Annotated in this window: 29 protein-coding genes; 3 read left to right on the forward strand and 26 right to left on the reverse strand. The window is 55.6% G+C overall.

All coding sequences use genetic code 11. The annotated features are described in order from the left end of the window. The first annotated feature begins 87 nt into the window (after positions 1-87). Positions 88-933 carry a LysR family transcriptional regulator gene (locus ACR0I7_RS16235; RefSeq protein WP_480512866.1) on the forward strand — a complete coding sequence of 282 codons (846 nt, stop codon included), beginning with the start codon at positions 88-90 and terminating at the stop codon, positions 931-933. Positions 934-953: 20 nt separating this feature from the next. Here ACR0I7_RS16235 and ACR0I7_RS16240 read toward each other — a convergent pair whose 3' ends face one another. Both ACR0I7_RS16240 and ACR0I7_RS16245 read right to left on the reverse strand, forming a co-directional pair. Continuing rightward, positions 954-1,790 (reverse strand): hypothetical protein, encoded by an 837-nt coding sequence (locus ACR0I7_RS16240; RefSeq protein WP_480512868.1) that lies wholly within the window; start codon positions 1,788-1,790, stop codon positions 954-956. 173 nt (positions 1,791-1,963) lie between these two features. Continuing rightward, entirely contained in the window at positions 1,964-2,179 is a 216-nt protein-coding gene (locus ACR0I7_RS16245) for a DUF1127 domain-containing protein (protein ID WP_480512870.1), read from the reverse strand. 336 nt (positions 2,180-2,515) lie between these two features. Between ACR0I7_RS16245 and ACR0I7_RS16250 the strand changes: the two genes are divergently transcribed. Next, positions 2,516-3,280: a caspase family protein gene (locus ACR0I7_RS16250; protein WP_480512872.1), complete on the forward strand. Its 765-nt coding sequence runs from the start codon at positions 2,516-2,518 to the stop codon at positions 3,278-3,280. Between the two features lie 197 nt (positions 3,281-3,477). On the opposite strand, the gene rpmD is transcribed toward ACR0I7_RS16250, so the two are convergent. The 11 genes from rpmD to rpmC form a co-directional block, all read right to left on the reverse strand. Further along, a complete protein-coding gene (gene rpmD, locus ACR0I7_RS16255) occupies positions 3,478-3,666 on the reverse strand; it encodes a 50S ribosomal protein L30 (protein ID WP_008757946.1) in 189 nt (62 codons plus the stop codon). Positions 3,667-3,678: 12 nt separating this feature from the next. Continuing rightward, positions 3,679-4,242, reverse strand: a complete 564-nt coding sequence (gene rpsE, locus ACR0I7_RS16260) for a 30S ribosomal protein S5 (RefSeq protein WP_480512874.1) — start codon at positions 4,240-4,242, stop codon at positions 3,679-3,681. A gap of 115 nt (positions 4,243-4,357) precedes the next feature. Continuing rightward, positions 4,358-4,717: a 50S ribosomal protein L18 gene (gene rplR, locus ACR0I7_RS16265; RefSeq protein WP_170356678.1), complete on the reverse strand. Its 360-nt coding sequence runs from the start codon at positions 4,715-4,717 to the stop codon at positions 4,358-4,360. An 11-nt stretch (positions 4,718-4,728) separates the two neighbouring features. Continuing rightward, on the reverse strand, positions 4,729-5,262 hold the full coding sequence (gene rplF / locus ACR0I7_RS16270) for a 50S ribosomal protein L6 (protein WP_039538290.1): 534 nt from the start codon (positions 5,260-5,262) through the stop codon (positions 4,729-4,731). Positions 5,263-5,273: 11 nt separating this feature from the next. Further along, positions 5,274-5,666: a 30S ribosomal protein S8 gene (gene rpsH / locus ACR0I7_RS16275; protein WP_010437099.1), complete on the reverse strand. Its 393-nt coding sequence runs from the start codon at positions 5,664-5,666 to the stop codon at positions 5,274-5,276. A gap of 13 nt (positions 5,667-5,679) precedes the next feature. After that, a complete protein-coding gene (gene rpsN / locus ACR0I7_RS16280; protein ID WP_010437098.1) occupies positions 5,680-5,985 on the reverse strand; it encodes a 30S ribosomal protein S14 in 306 nt (101 codons plus the stop codon). A gap of 19 nt (positions 5,986-6,004) precedes the next feature. Then, positions 6,005-6,565 (reverse strand): 50S ribosomal protein L5, encoded by a 561-nt coding sequence (gene rplE / locus ACR0I7_RS16285; protein WP_480512877.1) that lies wholly within the window; start codon positions 6,563-6,565, stop codon positions 6,005-6,007. Continuing rightward, complete coding sequence (gene rplX, locus ACR0I7_RS16290; protein WP_010437096.1) at positions 6,558-6,869, reverse strand: 50S ribosomal protein L24; 312 nt, start codon at positions 6,867-6,869, stop codon at positions 6,558-6,560. The genes rplE and rplX overlap by 8 nt, the downstream gene beginning before the upstream one ends. A 2-nt stretch (positions 6,870-6,871) precedes the next feature. Beyond that, on the reverse strand, positions 6,872-7,240 hold the full coding sequence (rplN, locus tag ACR0I7_RS16295; protein ID WP_008757934.1) for a 50S ribosomal protein L14: 369 nt from the start codon (positions 7,238-7,240) through the stop codon (positions 6,872-6,874). Between the two features lie 75 nt (positions 7,241-7,315). Beyond that, entirely contained in the window at positions 7,316-7,546 is a 231-nt protein-coding gene (gene rpsQ, locus ACR0I7_RS16300) for a 30S ribosomal protein S17 (protein ID WP_008757253.1), read from the reverse strand. A gap of 4 nt (positions 7,547-7,550) precedes the next feature. Continuing rightward, a complete protein-coding gene (rpmC, locus tag ACR0I7_RS16305; protein WP_010437082.1) occupies positions 7,551-7,757 on the reverse strand; it encodes a 50S ribosomal protein L29 in 207 nt (68 codons plus the stop codon). A gap of 297 nt (positions 7,758-8,054) precedes the next feature. On the opposite strand from rpmC, the gene ACR0I7_RS16310 reads away from it, so the two are divergent. Further along, positions 8,055-8,324, forward strand: a complete 270-nt coding sequence (locus ACR0I7_RS16310; RefSeq protein ID WP_480512879.1) for a hypothetical protein — start codon at positions 8,055-8,057, stop codon at positions 8,322-8,324. A gap of 277 nt (positions 8,325-8,601) precedes the next feature. Here ACR0I7_RS16310 and ACR0I7_RS16315 read toward each other — a convergent pair whose 3' ends face one another. The 13 genes from ACR0I7_RS16315 to ACR0I7_RS16375 all read right to left on the reverse strand — a co-directional run bounded on the left by ACR0I7_RS16315 (position 8,602) and on the right by ACR0I7_RS16375 (position 16,818). Next, positions 8,602-9,222, reverse strand: coding sequence for a 2OG-Fe(II) oxygenase family protein (locus ACR0I7_RS16315; protein WP_480512881.1), 621 nt, complete (start codon positions 9,220-9,222; stop codon positions 8,602-8,604). A 451-nt stretch (positions 9,223-9,673) separates the two neighbouring features. After that, positions 9,674-10,087 carry a 50S ribosomal protein L16 gene (rplP, locus tag ACR0I7_RS16320; RefSeq protein WP_058283513.1) on the reverse strand — a complete coding sequence of 138 codons (414 nt, stop codon included), beginning with the start codon at positions 10,085-10,087 and terminating at the stop codon, positions 9,674-9,676. A 12-nt stretch (positions 10,088-10,099) separates the two neighbouring features. Continuing rightward, positions 10,100-10,810 carry a 30S ribosomal protein S3 gene (rpsC, locus tag ACR0I7_RS16325; RefSeq protein ID WP_480512883.1) on the reverse strand — a complete coding sequence of 237 codons (711 nt, stop codon included), beginning with the start codon at positions 10,808-10,810 and terminating at the stop codon, positions 10,100-10,102. Then, entirely contained in the window at positions 10,810-11,190 is a 381-nt protein-coding gene (rplV, locus tag ACR0I7_RS16330) for a 50S ribosomal protein L22 (protein ID WP_171102866.1), read from the reverse strand. Before rplV ends, rpsC begins: the two co-directional genes overlap by 1 nt. Positions 11,191-11,193: 3 nt before the next feature. Then, on the reverse strand, positions 11,194-11,472 hold the full coding sequence (rpsS, locus tag ACR0I7_RS16335; protein WP_005980699.1) for a 30S ribosomal protein S19: 279 nt from the start codon (positions 11,470-11,472) through the stop codon (positions 11,194-11,196). Positions 11,473-11,475: 3 nt separating this feature from the next. Continuing rightward, positions 11,476-12,318: a 50S ribosomal protein L2 gene (gene rplB / locus ACR0I7_RS16340; protein WP_008757664.1), complete on the reverse strand. Its 843-nt coding sequence runs from the start codon at positions 12,316-12,318 to the stop codon at positions 11,476-11,478. 223 nt (positions 12,319-12,541) lie between these two features. Continuing rightward, positions 12,542-13,255, reverse strand: coding sequence for a methyltransferase domain-containing protein (locus tag ACR0I7_RS16345; RefSeq protein ID WP_480512885.1), 714 nt, complete (start codon positions 13,253-13,255; stop codon positions 12,542-12,544). 4 nt (positions 13,256-13,259) lie between these two features. Next, entirely contained in the window at positions 13,260-14,288 is a 1,029-nt protein-coding gene (locus ACR0I7_RS16350; protein WP_480512887.1) for a hypothetical protein, read from the reverse strand. A 111-nt stretch (positions 14,289-14,399) separates the two neighbouring features. Next, the gene (locus ACR0I7_RS16355) at positions 14,400-14,696 is read right to left on the reverse strand and encodes a 50S ribosomal protein L23 (protein ID WP_008757532.1); all 297 of its coding nucleotides are present in this window, start codon (positions 14,694-14,696) and stop codon (positions 14,400-14,402) included. Further along, positions 14,693-15,310 carry a 50S ribosomal protein L4 gene (gene rplD / locus ACR0I7_RS16360; protein WP_299644114.1) on the reverse strand — a complete coding sequence of 206 codons (618 nt, stop codon included), beginning with the start codon at positions 15,308-15,310 and terminating at the stop codon, positions 14,693-14,695. The genes ACR0I7_RS16355 and rplD overlap by 4 nt, the downstream gene beginning before the upstream one ends. After that, positions 15,307-16,032 carry a 50S ribosomal protein L3 gene (gene rplC, locus ACR0I7_RS16365; protein ID WP_480512890.1) on the reverse strand — a complete coding sequence of 242 codons (726 nt, stop codon included), beginning with the start codon at positions 16,030-16,032 and terminating at the stop codon, positions 15,307-15,309. Before rplC ends, rplD begins: the two co-directional genes overlap by 4 nt. Positions 16,033-16,047: 15 nt before the next feature. After that, positions 16,048-16,362 (reverse strand): 30S ribosomal protein S10, encoded by a 315-nt coding sequence (gene rpsJ / locus ACR0I7_RS16370; RefSeq protein WP_008756422.1) that lies wholly within the window; start codon positions 16,360-16,362, stop codon positions 16,048-16,050. Between the two features lie 276 nt (positions 16,363-16,638). Then, positions 16,639-16,818 carry a hypothetical protein gene (locus ACR0I7_RS16375; protein WP_480512892.1) on the reverse strand — a complete coding sequence of 60 codons (180 nt, stop codon included), beginning with the start codon at positions 16,816-16,818 and terminating at the stop codon, positions 16,639-16,641. Positions 16,819-17,133: the final 315 nt, after the last annotated feature.

Genomic DNA, 17,133 nt, shown 5'->3' on the forward strand with positions numbered 1-17,133 from the left:
CATGATAGTTTTGGAACTTCCTAGGCGCTGACCATAAATCTTTGAAATGCTTTTATTTGGCCTTATAAATCTGAAATTATGCTTCATATGGATTTCAACACGCTCAACACCTTTGTGCTGGTTGCCGAAGAACTGAACTTCACAACCGTCGCGCACAAGCGCAATACCGTTCAGTCCGCGATCAGTGCCCAAATGAACAAACTGGAGGACGCACTGGGTCAGCCGCTTCTGTCGCGCGGACGCGGTCAGGTCATGCGCCTGACACCCGAGGGGGAAGCGTTCCTGGTCTACGCACGGCGCATTCTTGCCCTGTCGGAAGAAGCCTTCGAGACGGTGCGCACCGCCCATTCACGTCAGATACTGCGGCTGGGAACCACGGTGACGCTGGCCGTGTCCGTCGTCAGCGAGGTGTTGCACGCATTTTCGGCACAACGGTCTGATGTACAAATACAGATTCAATGTGACCGCAGCGACCGCCTGTTGACGCGTCTCGACGTTGGCGAGATTGATGTCGCGTTCATGCTGGATCAGGGGCGCCATGCCACACGCGGGTTTGTGCATTCGCAGCAGCTTGTGTGGGTCTGTTCAAAACAGTTCCGAATTGCGGATGACGCTACAGTGCCGCTTGCATTTCTCACCGACGGGCGCGATCTGCGGCGTTATGCGCTCAGCGCGCTGGACGAGGCCGGCCGACGCGGTCACGTCACGCATCTGAGCCCGCATCCAATCGGTGTCCGGTCTTTTGTTCAGGCTGGGCTGGCGCTGACCGTCATGCCGCGCGTCACCGTTGTGCCGCCGCTTTGTGTGGCCCCTGACGCTCTGAATCTTCCATCGCTGTCGCCCGTGGCCCTGGCCGCTTATCACGGCCCTAGGAGTGAACAGGCGGGGGCAGATTTACTGATCAGCCTGCTTGAGGAGACGGTCAGAGACTGATGTGATCGGGACCACCCACCCTAGCCCTCAGCCGAAGGATCAACGATTGGCGCGTCCTCTGGAACGATACCGTGCTTGGCGACCAACAGCCCGATCAGGCTGTCTGGCGCCGGGGCGCCTCCATACTTATAGCGCATCAGTGAGCGCATACGGCGGCCATACAGATGGATCGAAACCGTATCCTCTTTGACAAACCGATCAAGATCAGCGCGGGGGCGGGCTAACGCGCGGCGCTGGCTGTAGTTCAGCGGATAAAACACGTGCTCAGGCAGCGTATGCTTGATCTCTCCAGTTTGTTTCAACGCCCAGGCAAACGCCTTTGGGCCCCAAACCCCCCACAGCTTCTCGGGAACGTTGATCGGATTGCCAGCCTCTATCGCAGCCTCAAGTGGCTCACGATGACGGGGTGGCAACCATGGCGGGATCCTATAAGGATCGTTGGTGAACTCAATCAGCTTTCCCAGGGTCTCGCTGTCCTGAGGCAGCCCCAAAACACCAATGGCCACCTCGCCTTCCAGATACGCATAATAGTGGCCCGTCGGAGTGGTGAACGGTCGGATACAATAGGCATCGGTATCTGCCCAGATCAGATCAGATTCCTGCGCCAGCATACGATAGCGGAATTTATCCGATTGCGGCGCCGGGCTACCGGTGCGCTCATGTACAACGAACTCAGAATCCGGCAGGACCTCTCGGGCGTCGCGCTGTTCCACGCCATCTGGAATGCCCGTCACGGTGCCATAGGTATAAAGCCGGACATGCTGACCTGCGTCCAAATAGGACTTGATGCAAAGCTGTTCCAGAAAGCTCAGCGGTCCATCGACCCACAACATGCCGATCTGATATTCCCGCGCCATTTTTATCCTTCCCGCACTGCACTCGTATCTAACCCAAGCACTTCACCCAAATTGGGCATCATCGCAACGGCGTTGCGGTGATTTCAGGGCAGCTGTGGCGTGCAGGACATCCAAAACACAAAAGAGGCGCCGTGATGGCGCCTCTCGGTCAGTTCAGTCGTCTGCAGATCTGATTATGCGCAGTAAGCGTGCGCGCGCGCGATATCCGCGATGTCGCAGCGACGGACGCCGATATCGTCCAACTCGCGATTAGTCAGGCTTTGCAGTTCGCGATAGGTGCGATTGTATTCGGCAGACCGGGCCCGGTTCTCTTTGACGCGCTCGATCAGCTTTGCAATACGCACGCTCAGGGAAAAGCCGCCATGTGTCAGTGTTGCTGTATGTGCCATATCTCTATTCCTTTCGAATGTCGGGGCGTATTCCCCGATGTCACTTACTTTGTTCATGTCTTGGACAAGGGTGAGATAGGCGCATTTGATATCGCTAACAACGCGCGTTTTGGTCTAGCGGGTATGCGTTTGATGAATAACACAGAGAGCCTCAGACGTGATCGCAAGCTGGGACAACAGCTTTGCAGGATTTAACTGCCGCTTGCATATTGACATTGAACATCCAGCCTTGATTTTCTGCTCGTTGTAATCAAGAGACCCAAGGCAGATAGCGGTTAAGGGGTTAAACGGAGCGGTCGGGCGGCATCGCTGGCTAAAGAATATTTGGAGATACAATTGACGCGTATTTTTGCAACACTTTACATCGTCACCGCACTGTTAGTCGGACCAGCAGTGGCGCATGAACGGTTTGCCTTAGTGATCGGGAATGCCGGATACACAAATGTCCCATCGCTCGACAACCCTGTGAACGACGCACGTTTGATGAGCGATGAACTCCGTGTCGCCGGCTTTTCAGTAACGACTCTTACAGATGCGAACCGTGTAGAGATGATGCAGGAAGTTGAGACCTTTGCCAGCAAGGTACGTGCGGCGGGGTCTGAGGCGCTGGCAGTTTTTTATTTCGCTGGGCATGGTGTGCGCAGTGACGATTTTAACTATCTTCTTCCGCTGAGTGTGAACATTCAGTCCGAAGCTGACATTGCAGGAGAAGCCGTCCCGGCGGAATGGATTCTGGATCGCATTCACACGCCACAGGCTGTTAGCGTCATGATTTTGGATGCTTGTCGCGACAATCCATTCGGCAGCCAATCAGACGTGGTCGTGGATGTAGGTGACGGGCTTGCGCGTATGACAGCACGCACGAACAACCTGATCGCTTATGCCACAGGTCCGGGCGAAGTTGCCCTGGATGGGACCGGAACGAACAGCCCCTACACGGCAGCGATTGCGCGTGCAATCGGGACTTCTGGTTTGTCTCTGGACCAGATGTTCGATCAGGTACGCACGGATGTGATCAGCGAAACGGAAGGCCTTCAGTCCCCTTGGGCACGGTCGTCGCTGAACATAAAGATTGGTATGAAGGACCCAGGCACCCATTGAGAAGGGTCAGGGGTTTCTCGCCGCTTTGTAGCCAGTCTTAGCATGGTCGATGTCGGCTTTGAGGGGGATCTTAACCATTCGCCCAAAGTGCAGCATCTGGCGCTTTGAGCTCATCGCAGAGCAACATCTAACCCGCAATAAGAAAAACGCCCCCGAGACTGTCGGGGGCGTTTCTAAATTCTTTAGCAAAGCTATGCTTAGCCGCGCTCTTCGATGATCTCAACAAGATGCGGGATCTTGTTGACCATGCCGCGAACCGAAGGCGTATCTTCCAGCTCACGGGTTTTATGCATCTTGTTCAGGCCCAGACCGATCAGGGTTGCGCGTTGTTCGGCGGGGCGGCGGATCGGCGAACCGATCTGCTTGACGACGATGGTTTTTGCCATGGGTCGCTCTCCTTATGCTTCAGCAGCAGCTGGCGCTTCGTCCCGCTTGGGCAGGATGTCGGCAACCTTCTTGCCACGACGCTGTGCAACCGAACGCGGGCTCTGCTCTTTCTGCAGGCCGTCGATGGTGGCACGGATCATGTTGTACGGGTTCTGCGAGCCCAACGACTTGGACACAACGTCCTTAACGCCCAGCATTTCGAACACAGCACGCATCGGACCACCGGCGATGATACCAGTACCTTCAGGTGCGGTGCGCATAACCACTTTACCGGCGCCGTGACGGCCCTCGATGTCGTGGTGCAGGGTACGACCTTCGCGCAATTGCACGCGGATCATCTGACGCTTGGCTTGTTCAGTCGCCTTACGGATGGCTTCAGGTACTTCTTTCGCTTTACCTTTGCCAAAGCCGACGCGGCCTTTCTGATCGCCGACAACCACCAGAGCGGCGAAGCCAAAGCGCTTACCACCTTTTACGGTTTTCGACACACGGTTGATCGCAACCAGACGATCTGCGAATTCCGGAGCTTCGTCGCGGTCGCGACCACGGCCCCGGCGATTTTCACGTTCTGCCATTTGGCATCCCTTTTCTCATGTGGCGCCAACAGCGCCGTTTGTTCAATCCAAGTGAGCCCCGACTGCTGCCGAGGCCCCCGGATCATCGGGGCGGATCGAAACCCGCCCGCAAGTCTTAGATCTTCAGACCACCTTCACGCGCGGCGTCGGCAACTGCCTTCACCTTGCCGTGGAACAGGAAGCCACCACGATCGAAATAGGCCTCTTCGACGCCTGCCTTCTTGGCACGCTCGGCGATGGCCGCGCCCACTTTTGTGGCCGCTTCGACGTTGTTCTTGCCAACAACACCCAGATCTTTTTCCAGGGTCGAGGCTGCAGCCAGGGTCACGCCACGAACGTCGTCGATCAGCTGAACGCTGATGTTCTTGTTCGAACGATGAACCGACAGGCGTACACGGCCCGCGTTGACTTTGCGAAGTTTGTTCCGAACGCGCAGGCGGCGCTTCAGAAACAGGGTTCTTTTGCTGTTTGCCATTGTTTGCGTCCTTACTTCTTCTTGCCTTCCTTGCGGAAGATGAACTCGCCCTTATAGCGGATGCCCTTGCCTTTGTACGGCTCGGGACGGCGCCATTCGCGGATTTTGGCCGCGACTTCGCCCACCTGCTGCTGGTCGATACCTTCCACAACGATCTCGGTTTGCTTCGGCGCGGTGATAGTAACACCTTCCGGAGCAGTGAAATCAACATCGTGGCTGTAGCCCAGGTTCAACTTCAGGGTGTTGCCCTGCATCTGAGCCCGGTAACCAACACCCTGGATCTCCAGCTCTTTTTTGAAGCCGTTTGTTACGCCTTCAACAAGATTGGCGACCATGGTGCGGCTCATGCCCCACTGCTGGCGCGCACGCTTGGACATGCCACGGGGATCGATCTTGACCACGTTGTCTTCAACCGACAGCGTTACGTCATCAGTTGCGGTGAAGCTGCGGGTGCCTTTCGGACCTTTCACTTCGATGGTCTGACCCGACACAGAGGCGGAAACGCCGCTGGGCAGCTCGACCGGTTTTTTACCAATACGAGACATTGCAGACCTCCTTAGAAGACGGTGCAGAGCACTTCGCCGCCAACATTGTTGGAGCGAGCGTTTGCGTCCGACATCACACCTTTCGGAGTGCTGACAATCGACACGCCCAGCCCCTGACGGACCTGCGGGATGTCATTGACGCCCATGTACACGCGACGACCGGGCTTCGAGACCCGCTTCAGTTCGCGAATAACAGGGGTGCCTTCGTAGTATTTCAGGCTGATTTCGATGGCCGGATGACCGTTTTCACCGGTCGTCGCTTCGTAGCCACGGATGTAACCTTCGTCCGCCAGCACGTCCAGCACCCAACCGCGCAGCTTGGAAGCTGGGGTGGAAACCGTGGACTTGCCGCGCATTTGCGCGTTGCGGATACGGGTGAGCATATCGCCGATAGGATCATTCATATCTATGTCTCCCTTACCAGCTCGATTTCACCATGCCGGGGATCTGACCAGCAGAACCCAGCTCGCGCAGCGCGATACGGCTGACCTTCAGCTTACGGTAGTAAGCGTGGGGACGACCGGTCAGCTGACAACGGTTGTGCAGACGGGTAGCCGAGCTGTTGCGCGGCAGTTTCGCCAGTTTCAGACGCGCTTTGAAACGCTCTTCCATCGGCTTGCTCTCGTCATTCGCGATTTCTTTCAGCTCGGCACGCTTTGCGGCATATTTGGCCACCAGGCGTTCGCGCTTCTTCTCGCGTTCGATCATTGCTTTTTTAGCCATGTCTCAATCCTCCCGGCGCTTAGGCGTTGAAGGGCATGTTGAACGCTTTCAACAGTGCCTTACCTTCAGCGTCGGTTTTCGCTGTGGTGGTGATTACGATATCCAGGCCCCAGACCTCGTCGACCTTGTCGAAGTCGATCTCCGGGAACACGATGTGCTCTTTCATGCCCATGGCAAAGTTACCACGACCATCAAAAGACGGTTTCACACCGCGGAAGTCACGAATACGCGGCATCGCGATGGTGATCAGGCGATCCAGGAATTCGTACATCCGGTCACCGCGCAGGGTCACTTTCGCACCCAGCGGCATGTCTTCACGGACGCGGAAACCCGCGATCGACTTCTTCGCCTTGGTTGCAACGGCCTGTTGACCGGCAATCGCGGTCAGATCCTCGACGGCAGCTTTTGCTTTCTTCGAGTCTTTGACGGCCTCAGCACCACACCCGATGTTCAGAACGATTTTTTCCAGCTTGGGCAGCTGCATGTCGTTCTTATAGCCAAACTCTTCTTTAAGAGCGGCGCGGATGGTTTCAGCGTACTGAGCTTTCAGACGCGGGGTGTAGGTTGCGGTATCAAGCATCGATCACGTCCCCCGTGGTCTTGGCGAAACGCACCTTCTTGTCGCCTTCCATGCGGAAGCCAACGCGGGTTGCTTTGCCGTTTTTGTCCAGCAGCGCCAGGTTCGACAGCTCGATCGGGTTTGCCTGAGGCAGGCGACCCCCTTGCGAGGTTTGCGACTGACGGGTGTGGCGGATGGCGATGTTGATGCCATCGACAACAGCTTTACCGGCTTTGGGGTCAACCGAGGTGATAGTCCCCTCTTTGCCCTTGTCCTTGCCGGCCAGCACGACGACCTTGTCGCCTTTGCGGAGTTTAGCAGCCATGATTACAGCACCTCCGGAGCCAGCGAGATGATTTTCATGAAGTTCTTGCCGCGCAGTTCACGAACAACGGGGCCAAAGATACGTGTACCTACAGGCTCGTTGTTGTTGTTCAGGATGACGGCGGCGTTGCGATCAAAACGGATCGCGGTGCCGTCTTCGCGACGGACTTCTTTGGCGGTGCGTACGACGACGGCCTTACGGACGTCACCTTTCTTTACGCGGCCGCGCGGGATGGCTTCCTTCACCGAGACGACAATGATGTCGCCGACGGAGGCGTATTTACGCTTGGAACCACCCAGGACCTTGATGCACTGAACTCGGCGTGCGCCGGAGTTGTCAGCGACATCCAGATTGGTCTGCATCTGGATCATGTGGTTTCTCCCGACCTGTGGGGGCTGGTCTCGTTAAATCCCCCAGGGTTTCGACAAATGAAACGTCCTGGGGGCTTACGCCTCCAGAACCTCCCAACGTTTCGTCTTCGATTTCGGCGCGCATTCGATGATGCGGACTGTGTCACCGACCTTGAAGGCGTTCTTTTCATCGTGAGCCCGGTACTTCTTGGACTTACGGATGGTTTTCTTCAGAACCGGATGCGTAAAGCGGCGCTCGACGGATACGGTTACAGTCTGTTCATTTGCATCGCTGGTTACGGTGCCGGAAAGGATACGCTTGGGCATCTGATTACTCCTCGGATGCCGCAGCAGCGGCCTTTTCGTTCAGAATGGTTTTGACACGGGCAGCATTGCGGCGGGCCGCTTTGATGCCGGCAGTGTTTTCCAGCTGACCGGTTGCCTGTTGAAAGCGCAGGTTAAAGCTTTCTTTCTTCAGGTTGGCCAGTTCCTCGCGGAGCTGGTCCGGGGTCTTGTCACGCAGTTCTTGGGCGTTCATCGCCTTTTTCCTTTGCTCAAAACACCAGAAGGCCCCGTACTCGGGTCACCTTTGACCTGGTGGATGAATGATAGACATACGAATCGCCCGACAACGCCGGGAGACCGCAGGATGCCGCCGTATAAGGGTTTGGGGGGTGGGTGGCAAGGGAAAGTTTGGCACAGCGCTTTGCGCCACTTTATTGCAAACCTGACGCAGGACTAAAAAAGAATTCTTCAGCTTGTGGTTGCTCTCTGGCACCTTCACTCAATTATTCCATAAGCGTCGGCAACTGCATTTTGATTTGAAGGCTTGATTATGAGTTTGTCATCGATACTTGAAATCATGGGACTCCCGACAACGCTTGAAATTCTTGTCGCCATAAACGTGATAAGTATTGTCTACTTAGTCTGGTATTTTTGGCACTTATTCATAGCAAACAAGGGTGATTTGGGCGCTCTGGGCCTGACGATCGCAGTCATCGCATTCTTTAATGTGATTGGCGAGGGTGCCGATCTGTACGAAGATTGGCAAGACGAGAAGCGGCGGAATGCAAAGGCGCAGCAAAGCGAGATACAATCCGAGTGAGACAGTCGACAATCAATTGACTGATGAAGCTGGCACAGCCAGCTAGTCCAAGCACGCGTAAATCGTTCTCAACATTACATAAAAGGTTGCACCGACAGTTGTGAACGAAACAGCTTTTTCAGTGGACGTAAGGTCTCGCAAGCTTCGTAGGCCGATAACCACTAAGACGATCTCACGGAAGTTCCAGCCATTTCGTCGAAGAATTAGAAGGAAGACAAGCAGCATCCCTCCCCAAAATACTGGGGCAAATGCGTCAACAGCGTCTCTGATGCAGGGATTAATCCCACTTGTAGTTAAAGCTGACACTGATCCGCTCTTCTTCGGCCATGTTCATCGGCACTTCGTGGCGGAGCCAGCTTTCCCACAGCAGAACGTCCCCCACCTGCGGCTTCATATAGATGAACGGCTGCAAATCCCGCCGCCCGCCTTTCAGCCGCGTCGGTGCGGCCATCATGCGACCAGAGCGAGGGTCTTCCAGTTTCAAGGCACTCGCCCCTTCCGGCATCGCCACATAGGTCGTGCCCGAGATCACGCTGTGCGGGTGCAGGTGGCTGGAATGCATGCCACCCTCGGGCAGGATGTTGATCCACAGGTCTTCGAGCTTTAGCGCACCCTCTCCCAGATCGAACTCCAGATCTTTGGCAAAAGCCGCCACGTGCTGGTCCAGCGCCGCGACCAGATCAGCAAAGATCGGAAACCGCCAGGGCAAATCGGTAAGCGAGGCATAGCTGGTATAGCCGGGATAGCCGTTCTCTTCGCACCATTCCTGCCCAGCCTCATCATCCTCGGCGATGACGAAGCAGGAGCTTTCCAGTTCCTCCGCGTCGATCTTGGGATCAAACTCGGACAAGGCTGCGCGGTAAAGGCGGGTAACGAAGAGTGATTCAATCTGTGGCATGAGGCCGTCTTAGCGTTTTCTTTGGTGAGGTAAAAGCGCTAGCAGGGCGACGCTTGCGTAGCAGCAATAACTCCACACAGCCGCACAAAACAAAAAGCCAATCGCGATAGGAATAACAAGACCCTCCATTCCTGTAGGGCAACATTGGACACTGAAATTGAAGAACCATATGAGCCAAGCTGCGGTTCCAGCGCACAACAGCAGGTTGGCGCGAAACACCCACTTACCGCCTCCGAGATAGGCAATGACCAACGCGGGCAAGGTTACAAATAGGAGAGTGTATTTTGCAAAATAGAGAACTAGACCCATGATTGGCACTGTGATCTGCGACCTCGATCTCGCCAATACCAGAATTCCCTACCTGCCGAAAAAGCAAGCAACTATTCAAAAACCCCGCCGGTGTCCCGACGGGGTTCAAGCTTGTCACGGATAGGGCCTAAGCCCCAAACGCTTACCAGTCTTCGCGAACCACGACGCGGGTCTTGATTGGCAGCTTCATCGCGGCCAGGCGCAGGGCCTCGCGGGCGATGTCGTCATTGACGCCGTCGATCTCGAACATCACGCGGCCAGGCTTGACCTTGCAGGCCCAACGATCGACCGAACCTTTACCTTTACCCATACGAACTTCGATCGGCTTAGCCGTGACCGGAGTGTCGGGGAAGATGCGGATCCAGACACGACCCTGACGCTTCATGTGACGCGTCATGGCACGACGTGCAGCTTCGATCTGGCGTGCGGTCACACGCTCAGGCTCAAGAGCTTTCAGGCCGTAGGTGCCAAAGTTCAGATCAGAGCCGCCCTTGGCGAGACCCTTGATCCGGCCTTTGTGCATCTTGCGGAATTTAGTACGCTTTGGTTGAAGCATATCTTTCCCTCCTTAGCGACGACCGCCACCAGCACCACGAGGTGCAGGGCCGTCCTGGAGTTCCTGTGCTTTACGGTCACGTGCCTGCGGATCGTGCTCCATGATCTCACCTTTGAAGATCCAGACCTTGATCCCGATGATCCCGTAGGGGGTCATCGCTTCGGCATGTGCGTAATCGATGTCGGCACGCAGAGTGTGCAGAGGCACGCGGCCTTCGCGGTACCACTCAGTCCGTGCGATTTCGGCGCCGCCCAGACGGCCAGCGACGTTCACCCGGATACCCAGGGCGCCCATGCGCATGGCGTTCTGAACCGACCGCTTCATCGCGCGGCGGAACGAGACGCGGCGCTCCAGCTGCTGAGCGATGGACTCGGCAACCAGCTGCGCATCAAGCTCGGGCTTGCGCACTTCGACGATGTTCAGGTGCAGTTCGCTGTCGGTCATGTGAGCAAGCTTTTTGCGCAGAACTTCGATGTCTGCACCTTTCTTGCCGATGATGACACCAGGACGTGCTGTGTGGATCGTCACGCGGCACTTCTTGTGCGGACGTTCGATGATCACACGGGCAACACCGGCCTGCTTGCACTCTTTGTTAATGAACTCACGGATCTTGAGGTCTTCCAGCAGAAGATCACCGTAGTCCTTGGTATCGGCGTACCAGCGACTGTCCCAGGTGCGGTTGACCTGCAGGCGCATGCCGATCGGATTGACTTTATGACCCATTAGGCTTGCTCCTCAACTTGACGCACCTTGATGGTGATCTCCGAGAACGGCTTCTTCAGCGCACCAAAACGGCCACGAGCCCGCGGACGACCGCGCTTCATGACCAGGTTCTTGCCAACCCAGGCTTCTGCAACGATCAGCTCGTCAACGTCCAGGTTGTGGTTGTTCTCGGCGTTGGCGATTGCAGACTGCAGGCACTTCTTCACGTCCTGAGCGATACGCTTGTTCGAGAAAGTCAGGTCGGTCAGAGCCTTCTCAACTTTCTTGCCGCGGATCATCTGCGCAACCAGGTTCAGTTTCTGCGGGCTGGTGCGAAGCATGCGGGTTTTCGCCATTGCTTCGTTTTCAGCCACGCGGCGGGGGTTCTTTTCCTTGCCCATGACTTACTTCCGCTTCGCTTTTTTGTCTGCGGCGTGGCCATAATAGGTGCGGGTCGGCGAGTATTCACCGAACTTCTGACCGATCATGTCTTCCGAGACGTTTACGGGGATGTGTTTCTGGCCATTATACACACCAAAAGTCAGACCCACGAACTGGGGCAGAATGGTGGAACGACGCGACCAGATTTTGATGACTTCGTTGCGGCCCGACTCGCGCGCTGCTTCGGCTTTTTTCAGCACGTAAGCATCGACGAAAGGACCCTTCCAAACAGAGCGAGACATAGATTAACGTCCCTTCTTCTTGGCGTGCCGCGAGCGGATGATCAGCTTCTGGGACGCTTTGTTCTTGTTGCGGGTACGCTTACCCTTGGTGTCCTTACCCCACGGTGTAACCGGCGTACGGCCACCCGAGGTACGACCTTCACCACCACCGTGCGGGTGATCGATCGGGTTCATTGCAACACCACGAACCGACGGACGAACGCCTTTGTGGCGCATACGACCGGCTTTACCGAGGTTCTGGTTCGAGTTGTCGGGGTTGGACACGGCACCAACGGTGGCCATGCATTCCTGACGGACCATGCGCAGCTCGCCCGAGCTCAGACGGATCTGAGCGTAGCCGCCATCACGACCAACGAACTGAGCGTAAGTACCGGCGGCACGTGCGATTTGACCGCCTTTGCCAGGCTTCATCTCGATGTTGTGGACGATGGTACCAATGGGCATGCCCGAGAACGGCATTGCGTTGCCCGGCTTGATGTCGGCCTTGGCGGATGCCACGACTTTGTCACCAACAGCCAGACGCTGCGGAGCCAGGATATATGCCTGCTCGCCGTCTTCGTATTTTACCAGTGCGATGAATGCGGTCCGGTTCGGGTCATATTCGATCCGCTCGACGGTTGCCGCGACATCAAATTTATTACGTTTGAAGTCAACGATCCGGTAGAGACGCTTTGCGCCACCGCCGCGGCGGCGTGAAGTGATCCGTCCGGTGTTGTTCCGGCCGCCCGATTTGGTCAAACCCTCTGTGAGAGACTTGACCGGACGTCCTTTCCAAAGCTCCGAACGGTCGATCAGCACCAGCCCGCGCTGGCCCGGCGTCGTCGGCTTGTACGACTTGAGTGCCATGCTTTCTGTCTTCCGTTTAGCAAGTGCGAGGCGTTGCCCCGCTATGTGATAGGCCCCCGTAGGTGCCAAGGGTATAGGGCCCCGAAGGTCCCCGGTTACAAATATCAGAGGCCCCGGAACGAATCCGAGGCCGCAAGATTGGGAGCGTGTAACAGGGTTGGGGGTGGGTGTCTATAGCTAGGAAACAACAATTTCCATGGCGGCTACTGGGTCAGCACACCGATCAAGTATCTGCTTTTTCGACCCGATATAAGGAAACCGCTGCTTTATCTAGCCCCATGAACGACAGCTTTGGTGGAACGTTCAGGCCCAAGGCGCCGATCCCAATTTCATCATATCCCGAACAGCGAAGGCCCACCCTTTCTAGAAGCGAGAGTTGGTCATCGAAGGGGCAAACGAATGAAGGCAAGGCTAGCGACCTACCGCCCTTCACGATGAACTCCGCCAAAGATGGATCTGTACCCTTTCGAAACTTTGAGCTCCATTGGTAAGCCGGTGTAGTGAACACTACACATCCATCGGGCTTGAGTATTCTTGCCATTTCCTGCCAAAAAACATGTGTATTGTACGGGTCACCCAAAGAAGACAACGCCAACGATACCGAGCTATCTGGCAGCGATGTCTGAGCGACATCTTCATTGACAAGCTTGGCCCCTCTATCGCGCCAACCGATGGAGTACTCGAGCATGGTCTTGGAGCTATCGAGTAAAATCGTGCTACGCAATAGACCTTGTTGATCTGCTATTGGCGCCAGAATGGAATCCCCAACTCCGACCTCAAGATACAAGCCACCTGAAGGCAACCCAGTAAGGTTTCGTCCAATCAAAGAAAGGCTCAATTCGCGCAAGGCAGCACAAGTTGGGTGCAGTGTCGAATCGTAGTACTCTTTCGCAACGCTTTCGTAGGTGTCATGCGACAAACATGCATGTTCTGACATTACTTCATCCATTAATTCTTATAGTTGGCGCGGAGGCGCGCATCGGCGCAAGAACCGCTCCAAGCACCTCTCCAAGCTTCTTTACGGAATCAGAATTAGAGATTTCCTCCGCCGTCACAGTCGCCTCGTGATCATCACCAAAAGCATTTTTCTTGGTCGAATCGACGAACAGAATACCAACCGGAACGTTGCCGTCACGAATAACTATGCTCAAACTCGACGGGCGTTCACCTACTTGGCCTTGCGCTTCTTCCTCTGTCATCCCCCAGTTCTCAACCAGAGCGTCTCTCGAACCTTCTCCAGCCAACGAATTGCCCGTGCCATGTGAAACCCCCGAACGCCATGTCCGTCCTATTATTCCGTATCGGTGGGAATTTCTTCTGTGCGCCCCCTCACCACTGGGATAATAGTCTACTAGCTGGTAAAGGTATTCTGAGAAAATGACGTCGTCGACATGCACCGTTGCACGTACGTTGTCGATATCTTTGAGCTGGTTATTGATTACCGCACTTTTCATATGTCCATAGACATCCTGCACCAAGGCTAGTCGTTCATATTCCTCGGCAGAACCATTGACCAATTCTTGGAAGGTTCCATTCAACTGCCTTTGAACCAATTGAACCGTTTCGGAGTTTATTTCGATCTGAACCCCACCAGCACTAATTTTTCGAATTAGCCTGGTAGTAAGCCCGAGCGCCTTACCCAAGCGATGGTTATAGGCAACAAAGAATAGCCCTATCAATAATGTGCACGGCCAGATCAGCGCTTTCAAAAACACAAAAAGACGATCTGATTCCGCGATCGCAGTCAAACCCTGAGCACCTTCGATCTCGTTTCCACTGGCCGATTGGGCGCCCGTAGCCTCGGAGACGCCTTTGTCCCCGCTCGCTTCCTCTTGAGCGGCCACTTTTGGCACCTCTTGAATAGGCATGTCGTATTTCGTCACTTGATCGTACGTGAGAAAGGCGAGAAACGATACTATCGCCGCCACAACCGCCGAAGTAAAAGCATTGATCCAATAAATTCTTCTCATCTAATTCCTCATAAATTCCGCCTTAGATTGCTACCACTGCAATTGATCTCAGCCCACAAAAAAACCCCCGCTCTCGCGGGGGCCTTTATCTCTCTCCAAAGACGGGTTCGATCAGAGACCGGTGGACACGTCGATGGTGTTGCCCTCTTCCAGGGTCACATATGCTTTTTTGACGTCTTTCCGACGGCCCAGCTGGCCGCGGAACCGCTTGACCTTGCCTTTGGTCACGGTGGTGTTCACCGCTTTGACCTTCACACCAAACAGCGCCTCAACGGCCTCTTTGATCTGCGGCTTGTTGCTGTCGATCGCCACTTCGAAGACAACCGCGCCGTTCTCGGACGCCATGGTCGACTTTTCAGTGATGATCGGCTTGCGGATCACGTCGTAATGTTCTGCCTTCGCGCTCATTTCAGACGAGCCTCCAGTGCTTCGACAGCCGCTTTGGTGAGCACCAGGGTGTCACGCTTGAGGATGTCATAGACGTTTGCGCCCATCGACGGCAGGATATCCAGACCTTCGATGTTCTTCGACGCTTTCAGGAACCCTTCGTTCACGGTCGCGCCGTCGATGACCAGAGCGCGTTTCCAGCCCAGGTTTGCAACCTGTTTGGCCAGAGCAGCGGTCTTGCCTTCGGCTTCGGCGTTCTCGATCACAACCAGTTCACCTGCTTTGGCTTTGGCCGACAGAGCGTGGCGCAGGCCAAGCTTGCGGAACTTTTTCGGCAGGTCGTGGCCGTGCGAACGCGGGGTCGGGCCCTTGTAGATACCACCCTTGCGGAAGATCGGCGCGTTACGGTCACCATGGCGTGCGCCACCGGTGCCCTTCTGGCGATAGATCTTCTTGGTCGAGTAGCTGGTTTCCGAGCGGGTCTTGACCTTGTGGGTACCGGCCTGCGCGTTGTTGCGCTGCCAACGAACCACACGGTGCAGGATGTCCGCGCGCGGCTCGAGACCGAACAGATCGGCGTTCAGCTCGATGTTGCCGGCTTTGCCGCCGTCCAGTTTGATTACATCAAGTTTCATGCTTCACCACCTTCCGCGGGAGCTTCTTCCGCAGGTGCTTCAGTTGCAACCGATTTCACAGCAGCCGGGAAAGGCAGGCCTTCCGGTGCTTTCTTCTTCACGGCATCCTTGACGGTGACCCAGCCCGATTTCGGTCCGGGAACGGCGCCTTTGATGAAGACCAGGTTCCGGTCGGCGTCGGTTTTGACAACTTCCAGATTCTGGGTGGTTACACGGGCAGCACCCATGTGACCGGCCATCTTCTTGCCTTTGAACACCTTGCCCGGATCCTGACACTGACCGGTCGAACCGTGCGAACGATGGCTGATCGAAACACCGTGCGAGGCGCGCAGACCACCAAAGTTCCAGCGCTTCATCGCACCGGCAAAGCCTTTACCAATCGAGGTGCCTGAAACGTCAACTTTCTGACCTTCCAGGAAGTGTTCTGCCGAAATCTCGGCACCCACATCAATCAGGCCATCTTCGGAGACGCGGAACTCGGCCAGCTTACGCTTGGGCTCAACCTTTGCAGCGGCGTAGTGACCGCGCATGGCTTTCGAGGTGCGTTTTGCCTTGGCAGCACCGGCGCCCAGCTGAACGGCGGTATAGCCGTCTTTGTCAGCGGTACGCTGTGCAACGACCTGCAGGTTGTCCAGGTGAAGAACGGTCACAGGAATCTGCTTGCCGTCTTCCATGAACAGGCGGGTCATGCCAACTTTTTTTGCGATAATACCAGAGCGCATTCTCATACCCTCCGATTACGACTGCAGCTTGATCTCGACGTCCACACCAGCAGCGAGGTCGAGCTTCATCAGCGCGTCAACGGTCTGGGGGGTCGGATCAACGATGTCGAGCAGACGCTTGTGCGTACGGATCTCGAACTGGTCGCGGGATTTCTTGTCAACGTGAGGGCCACGGAGAACCGTGAACTTCTCAATCTTGTTCGGCAGCGGGATCGGGCCGCGCACGTTCGCGCCGGTCCGCTTGGCAGTGTTGACGATCTCTTGCGTGCTGGCATCCAGAACGCGATAGTCAAATGCCTTCAGCCGAATACGGATATTTTGGCTTTGCATAGTAACAGCCTTTTATCAGGCGTTGAGGTTGAGAGGAGGACGGACGCGCATCGCCAACCCTCTTCGAACCCAAAAGGCGGGAATCACCCCGCCTTGATGTTCTTGTCGAGAACTCGCGCGTATTAGTTGGGTTGGTGGGGTTTGGCAAGGGGTTTGTTGGCAATGCACGAGCTTAAGGAGCGACTCGCTCCAGCGCTAAGAACCGATCTGGAGAACCAACTTCGCGACGAGGACTAAGCTGGCTTACGACCGTAGTTTTGCGCGCGCGCTAACACCTCAGGTTCTGTTGGGCTGCTCAGAAAGCCTGACGTCGAAGCCCTTACGCTCGCGGCAAAAATCACTGATATCACAGTCGATTTCCTGATCGTCATCACTAAGTATGGCGGCACGCATATCATCCAGGTCCTTGCTGTGAAGGATTTGCGCTCCATAGTTCAAGAATTCGAAACCAAACATGATACTCTCCCGCTTACGTCAGCATTTCGCACCGTGTACGCCCCGCTTTTTTTGTTTCAGGTCACATGTGGATTTCCTCTCTTTGGGTGAGGTGGACGTTGGGTTAAGAAATCTCAATCCGATTTAGCCCCTGAGCAGCGGCGAGCTTTCCATAAGTTATCTCGGTTCAAACACTTTAGGCTCGCCTCGGAGACGCCTGACTCAAAGACAAAAGGCCGCCCCTTTGGGACGGCCTTCTTTAGTTTCCTTACCGAGTTGCTCTCGGCAGATTTTCCTGTGGAAAATCGCCTGCCGCAACCAGGCGCGACACGCGCG

It is taken from the genome of Ruegeria sp. AM1 (assembly GCF_056540745.1).

What these genes read in the sequence shown, in the direction of transcription:
- ACR0I7_RS16235 (WP_480512866.1), top strand. Translation starts at nt 88, where the DNA reads ATGGATTTCAACACGCTCAACACCTTTGTGCTGGTTGCCGAAGAACTG.
- ACR0I7_RS16240 (WP_480512868.1), bottom strand. Translation starts at nt 1,790, where the DNA reads ATGGCGCGGGAATATCAGATCGGCATGTTGTGGGTCGATGGACCGCTG.
- ACR0I7_RS16245 (WP_480512870.1), bottom strand. Translation starts at nt 2,179, where the DNA reads ATGGCACATACAGCAACACTGACACATGGCGGCTTTTCCCTGAGCGTG.
- rpmD (WP_008757946.1), bottom strand. Translation starts at nt 3,666, where the DNA reads ATGGCAAAAACCATCGTCGTCAAGCAGATCGGTTCGCCGATCCGCCGC.
- rpsE (WP_480512874.1), bottom strand. Translation starts at nt 4,242, where the DNA reads ATGGCAGAACGTGAAAATCGCCGGGGCCGTGGTCGCGACCGCGACGAA.
- rplR (WP_170356678.1), bottom strand. Translation starts at nt 4,717, where the DNA reads ATGGCAAACAGCAAAAGAACCCTGTTTCTGAAGCGCCGCCTGCGCGTT.
- rplF (WP_039538290.1), bottom strand. Translation starts at nt 5,262, where the DNA reads ATGTCTCGTATTGGTAAAAAACCGGTCGAGCTGCCCAGCGGCGTTTCC.
- rpsH (WP_010437099.1), bottom strand. Translation starts at nt 5,666, where the DNA reads ATGAATGATCCTATCGGCGATATGCTCACCCGTATCCGCAACGCGCAA.
- rpsN (WP_010437098.1), bottom strand. Translation starts at nt 5,985, where the DNA reads ATGGCTAAAAAAGCAATGATCGAACGCGAGAAGAAGCGCGAACGCCTG.
- rplE (WP_480512877.1), bottom strand. Translation starts at nt 6,565, where the DNA reads ATGCTTGATACCGCAACCTACACCCCGCGTCTGAAAGCTCAGTACGCT.
- rplX (WP_010437096.1), bottom strand. Translation starts at nt 6,869, where the DNA reads ATGGCTGCTAAACTCCGCAAAGGCGACAAGGTCGTCGTGCTGGCCGGC.
- rplN (WP_008757934.1), bottom strand. Translation starts at nt 7,240, where the DNA reads ATGATCCAGATGCAGACCAATCTGGATGTCGCTGACAACTCCGGCGCA.
- rpsQ (WP_008757253.1), bottom strand. Translation starts at nt 7,546, where the DNA reads ATGCCCAAGCGTATCCTTTCCGGCACCGTAACCAGCGATGCAAATGAA.
- rpmC (WP_010437082.1), bottom strand. Translation starts at nt 7,757, where the DNA reads ATGAACGCCCAAGAACTGCGTGACAAGACCCCGGACCAGCTCCGCGAG.
- ACR0I7_RS16310 (WP_480512879.1), top strand. Translation starts at nt 8,055, where the DNA reads ATGAGTTTGTCATCGATACTTGAAATCATGGGACTCCCGACAACGCTT.
- ACR0I7_RS16315 (WP_480512881.1), bottom strand. Translation starts at nt 9,222, where the DNA reads ATGCCACAGATTGAATCACTCTTCGTTACCCGCCTTTACCGCGCAGCC.
- rplP (WP_058283513.1), bottom strand. Translation starts at nt 10,087, where the DNA reads ATGCTTCAACCAAAGCGTACTAAATTCCGCAAGATGCACAAAGGCCGG.
- rpsC (WP_480512883.1), bottom strand. Translation starts at nt 10,810, where the DNA reads ATGGGTCATAAAGTCAATCCGATCGGCATGCGCCTGCAGGTCAACCGC.
- rplV (WP_171102866.1), bottom strand. Translation starts at nt 11,190, where the DNA reads ATGGGCAAGGAAAAGAACCCCCGCCGCGTGGCTGAAAACGAAGCAATG.
- rpsS (WP_005980699.1), bottom strand. Translation starts at nt 11,472, where the DNA reads ATGTCTCGCTCTGTTTGGAAGGGTCCTTTCGTCGATGCTTACGTGCTG.
- rplB (WP_008757664.1), bottom strand. Translation starts at nt 12,318, where the DNA reads ATGGCACTCAAGTCGTACAAGCCGACGACGCCGGGCCAGCGCGGGCTG.
- ACR0I7_RS16345 (WP_480512885.1), bottom strand. Translation starts at nt 13,255, where the DNA reads ATGTCAGAACATGCATGTTTGTCGCATGACACCTACGAAAGCGTTGCG.
- ACR0I7_RS16350 (WP_480512887.1), bottom strand. Translation starts at nt 14,288, where the DNA reads ATGAGAAGAATTTATTGGATCAATGCTTTTACTTCGGCGGTTGTGGCG.
- ACR0I7_RS16355 (WP_008757532.1), bottom strand. Translation starts at nt 14,696, where the DNA reads ATGAGCGCGAAGGCAGAACATTACGACGTGATCCGCAAGCCGATCATC.
- rplD (WP_299644114.1), bottom strand. Translation starts at nt 15,310, where the DNA reads ATGAAACTTGATGTAATCAAACTGGACGGCGGCAAAGCCGGCAACATC.
- rplC (WP_480512890.1), bottom strand. Translation starts at nt 16,032, where the DNA reads ATGCGCTCTGGTATTATCGCAAAAAAAGTTGGCATGACCCGCCTGTTC.
- rpsJ (WP_008756422.1), bottom strand. Translation starts at nt 16,362, where the DNA reads ATGCAAAGCCAAAATATCCGTATTCGGCTGAAGGCATTTGACTATCGC.
- ACR0I7_RS16375 (WP_480512892.1), bottom strand. Translation starts at nt 16,818, where the DNA reads ATGTTTGGTTTCGAATTCTTGAACTATGGAGCGCAAATCCTTCACAGC.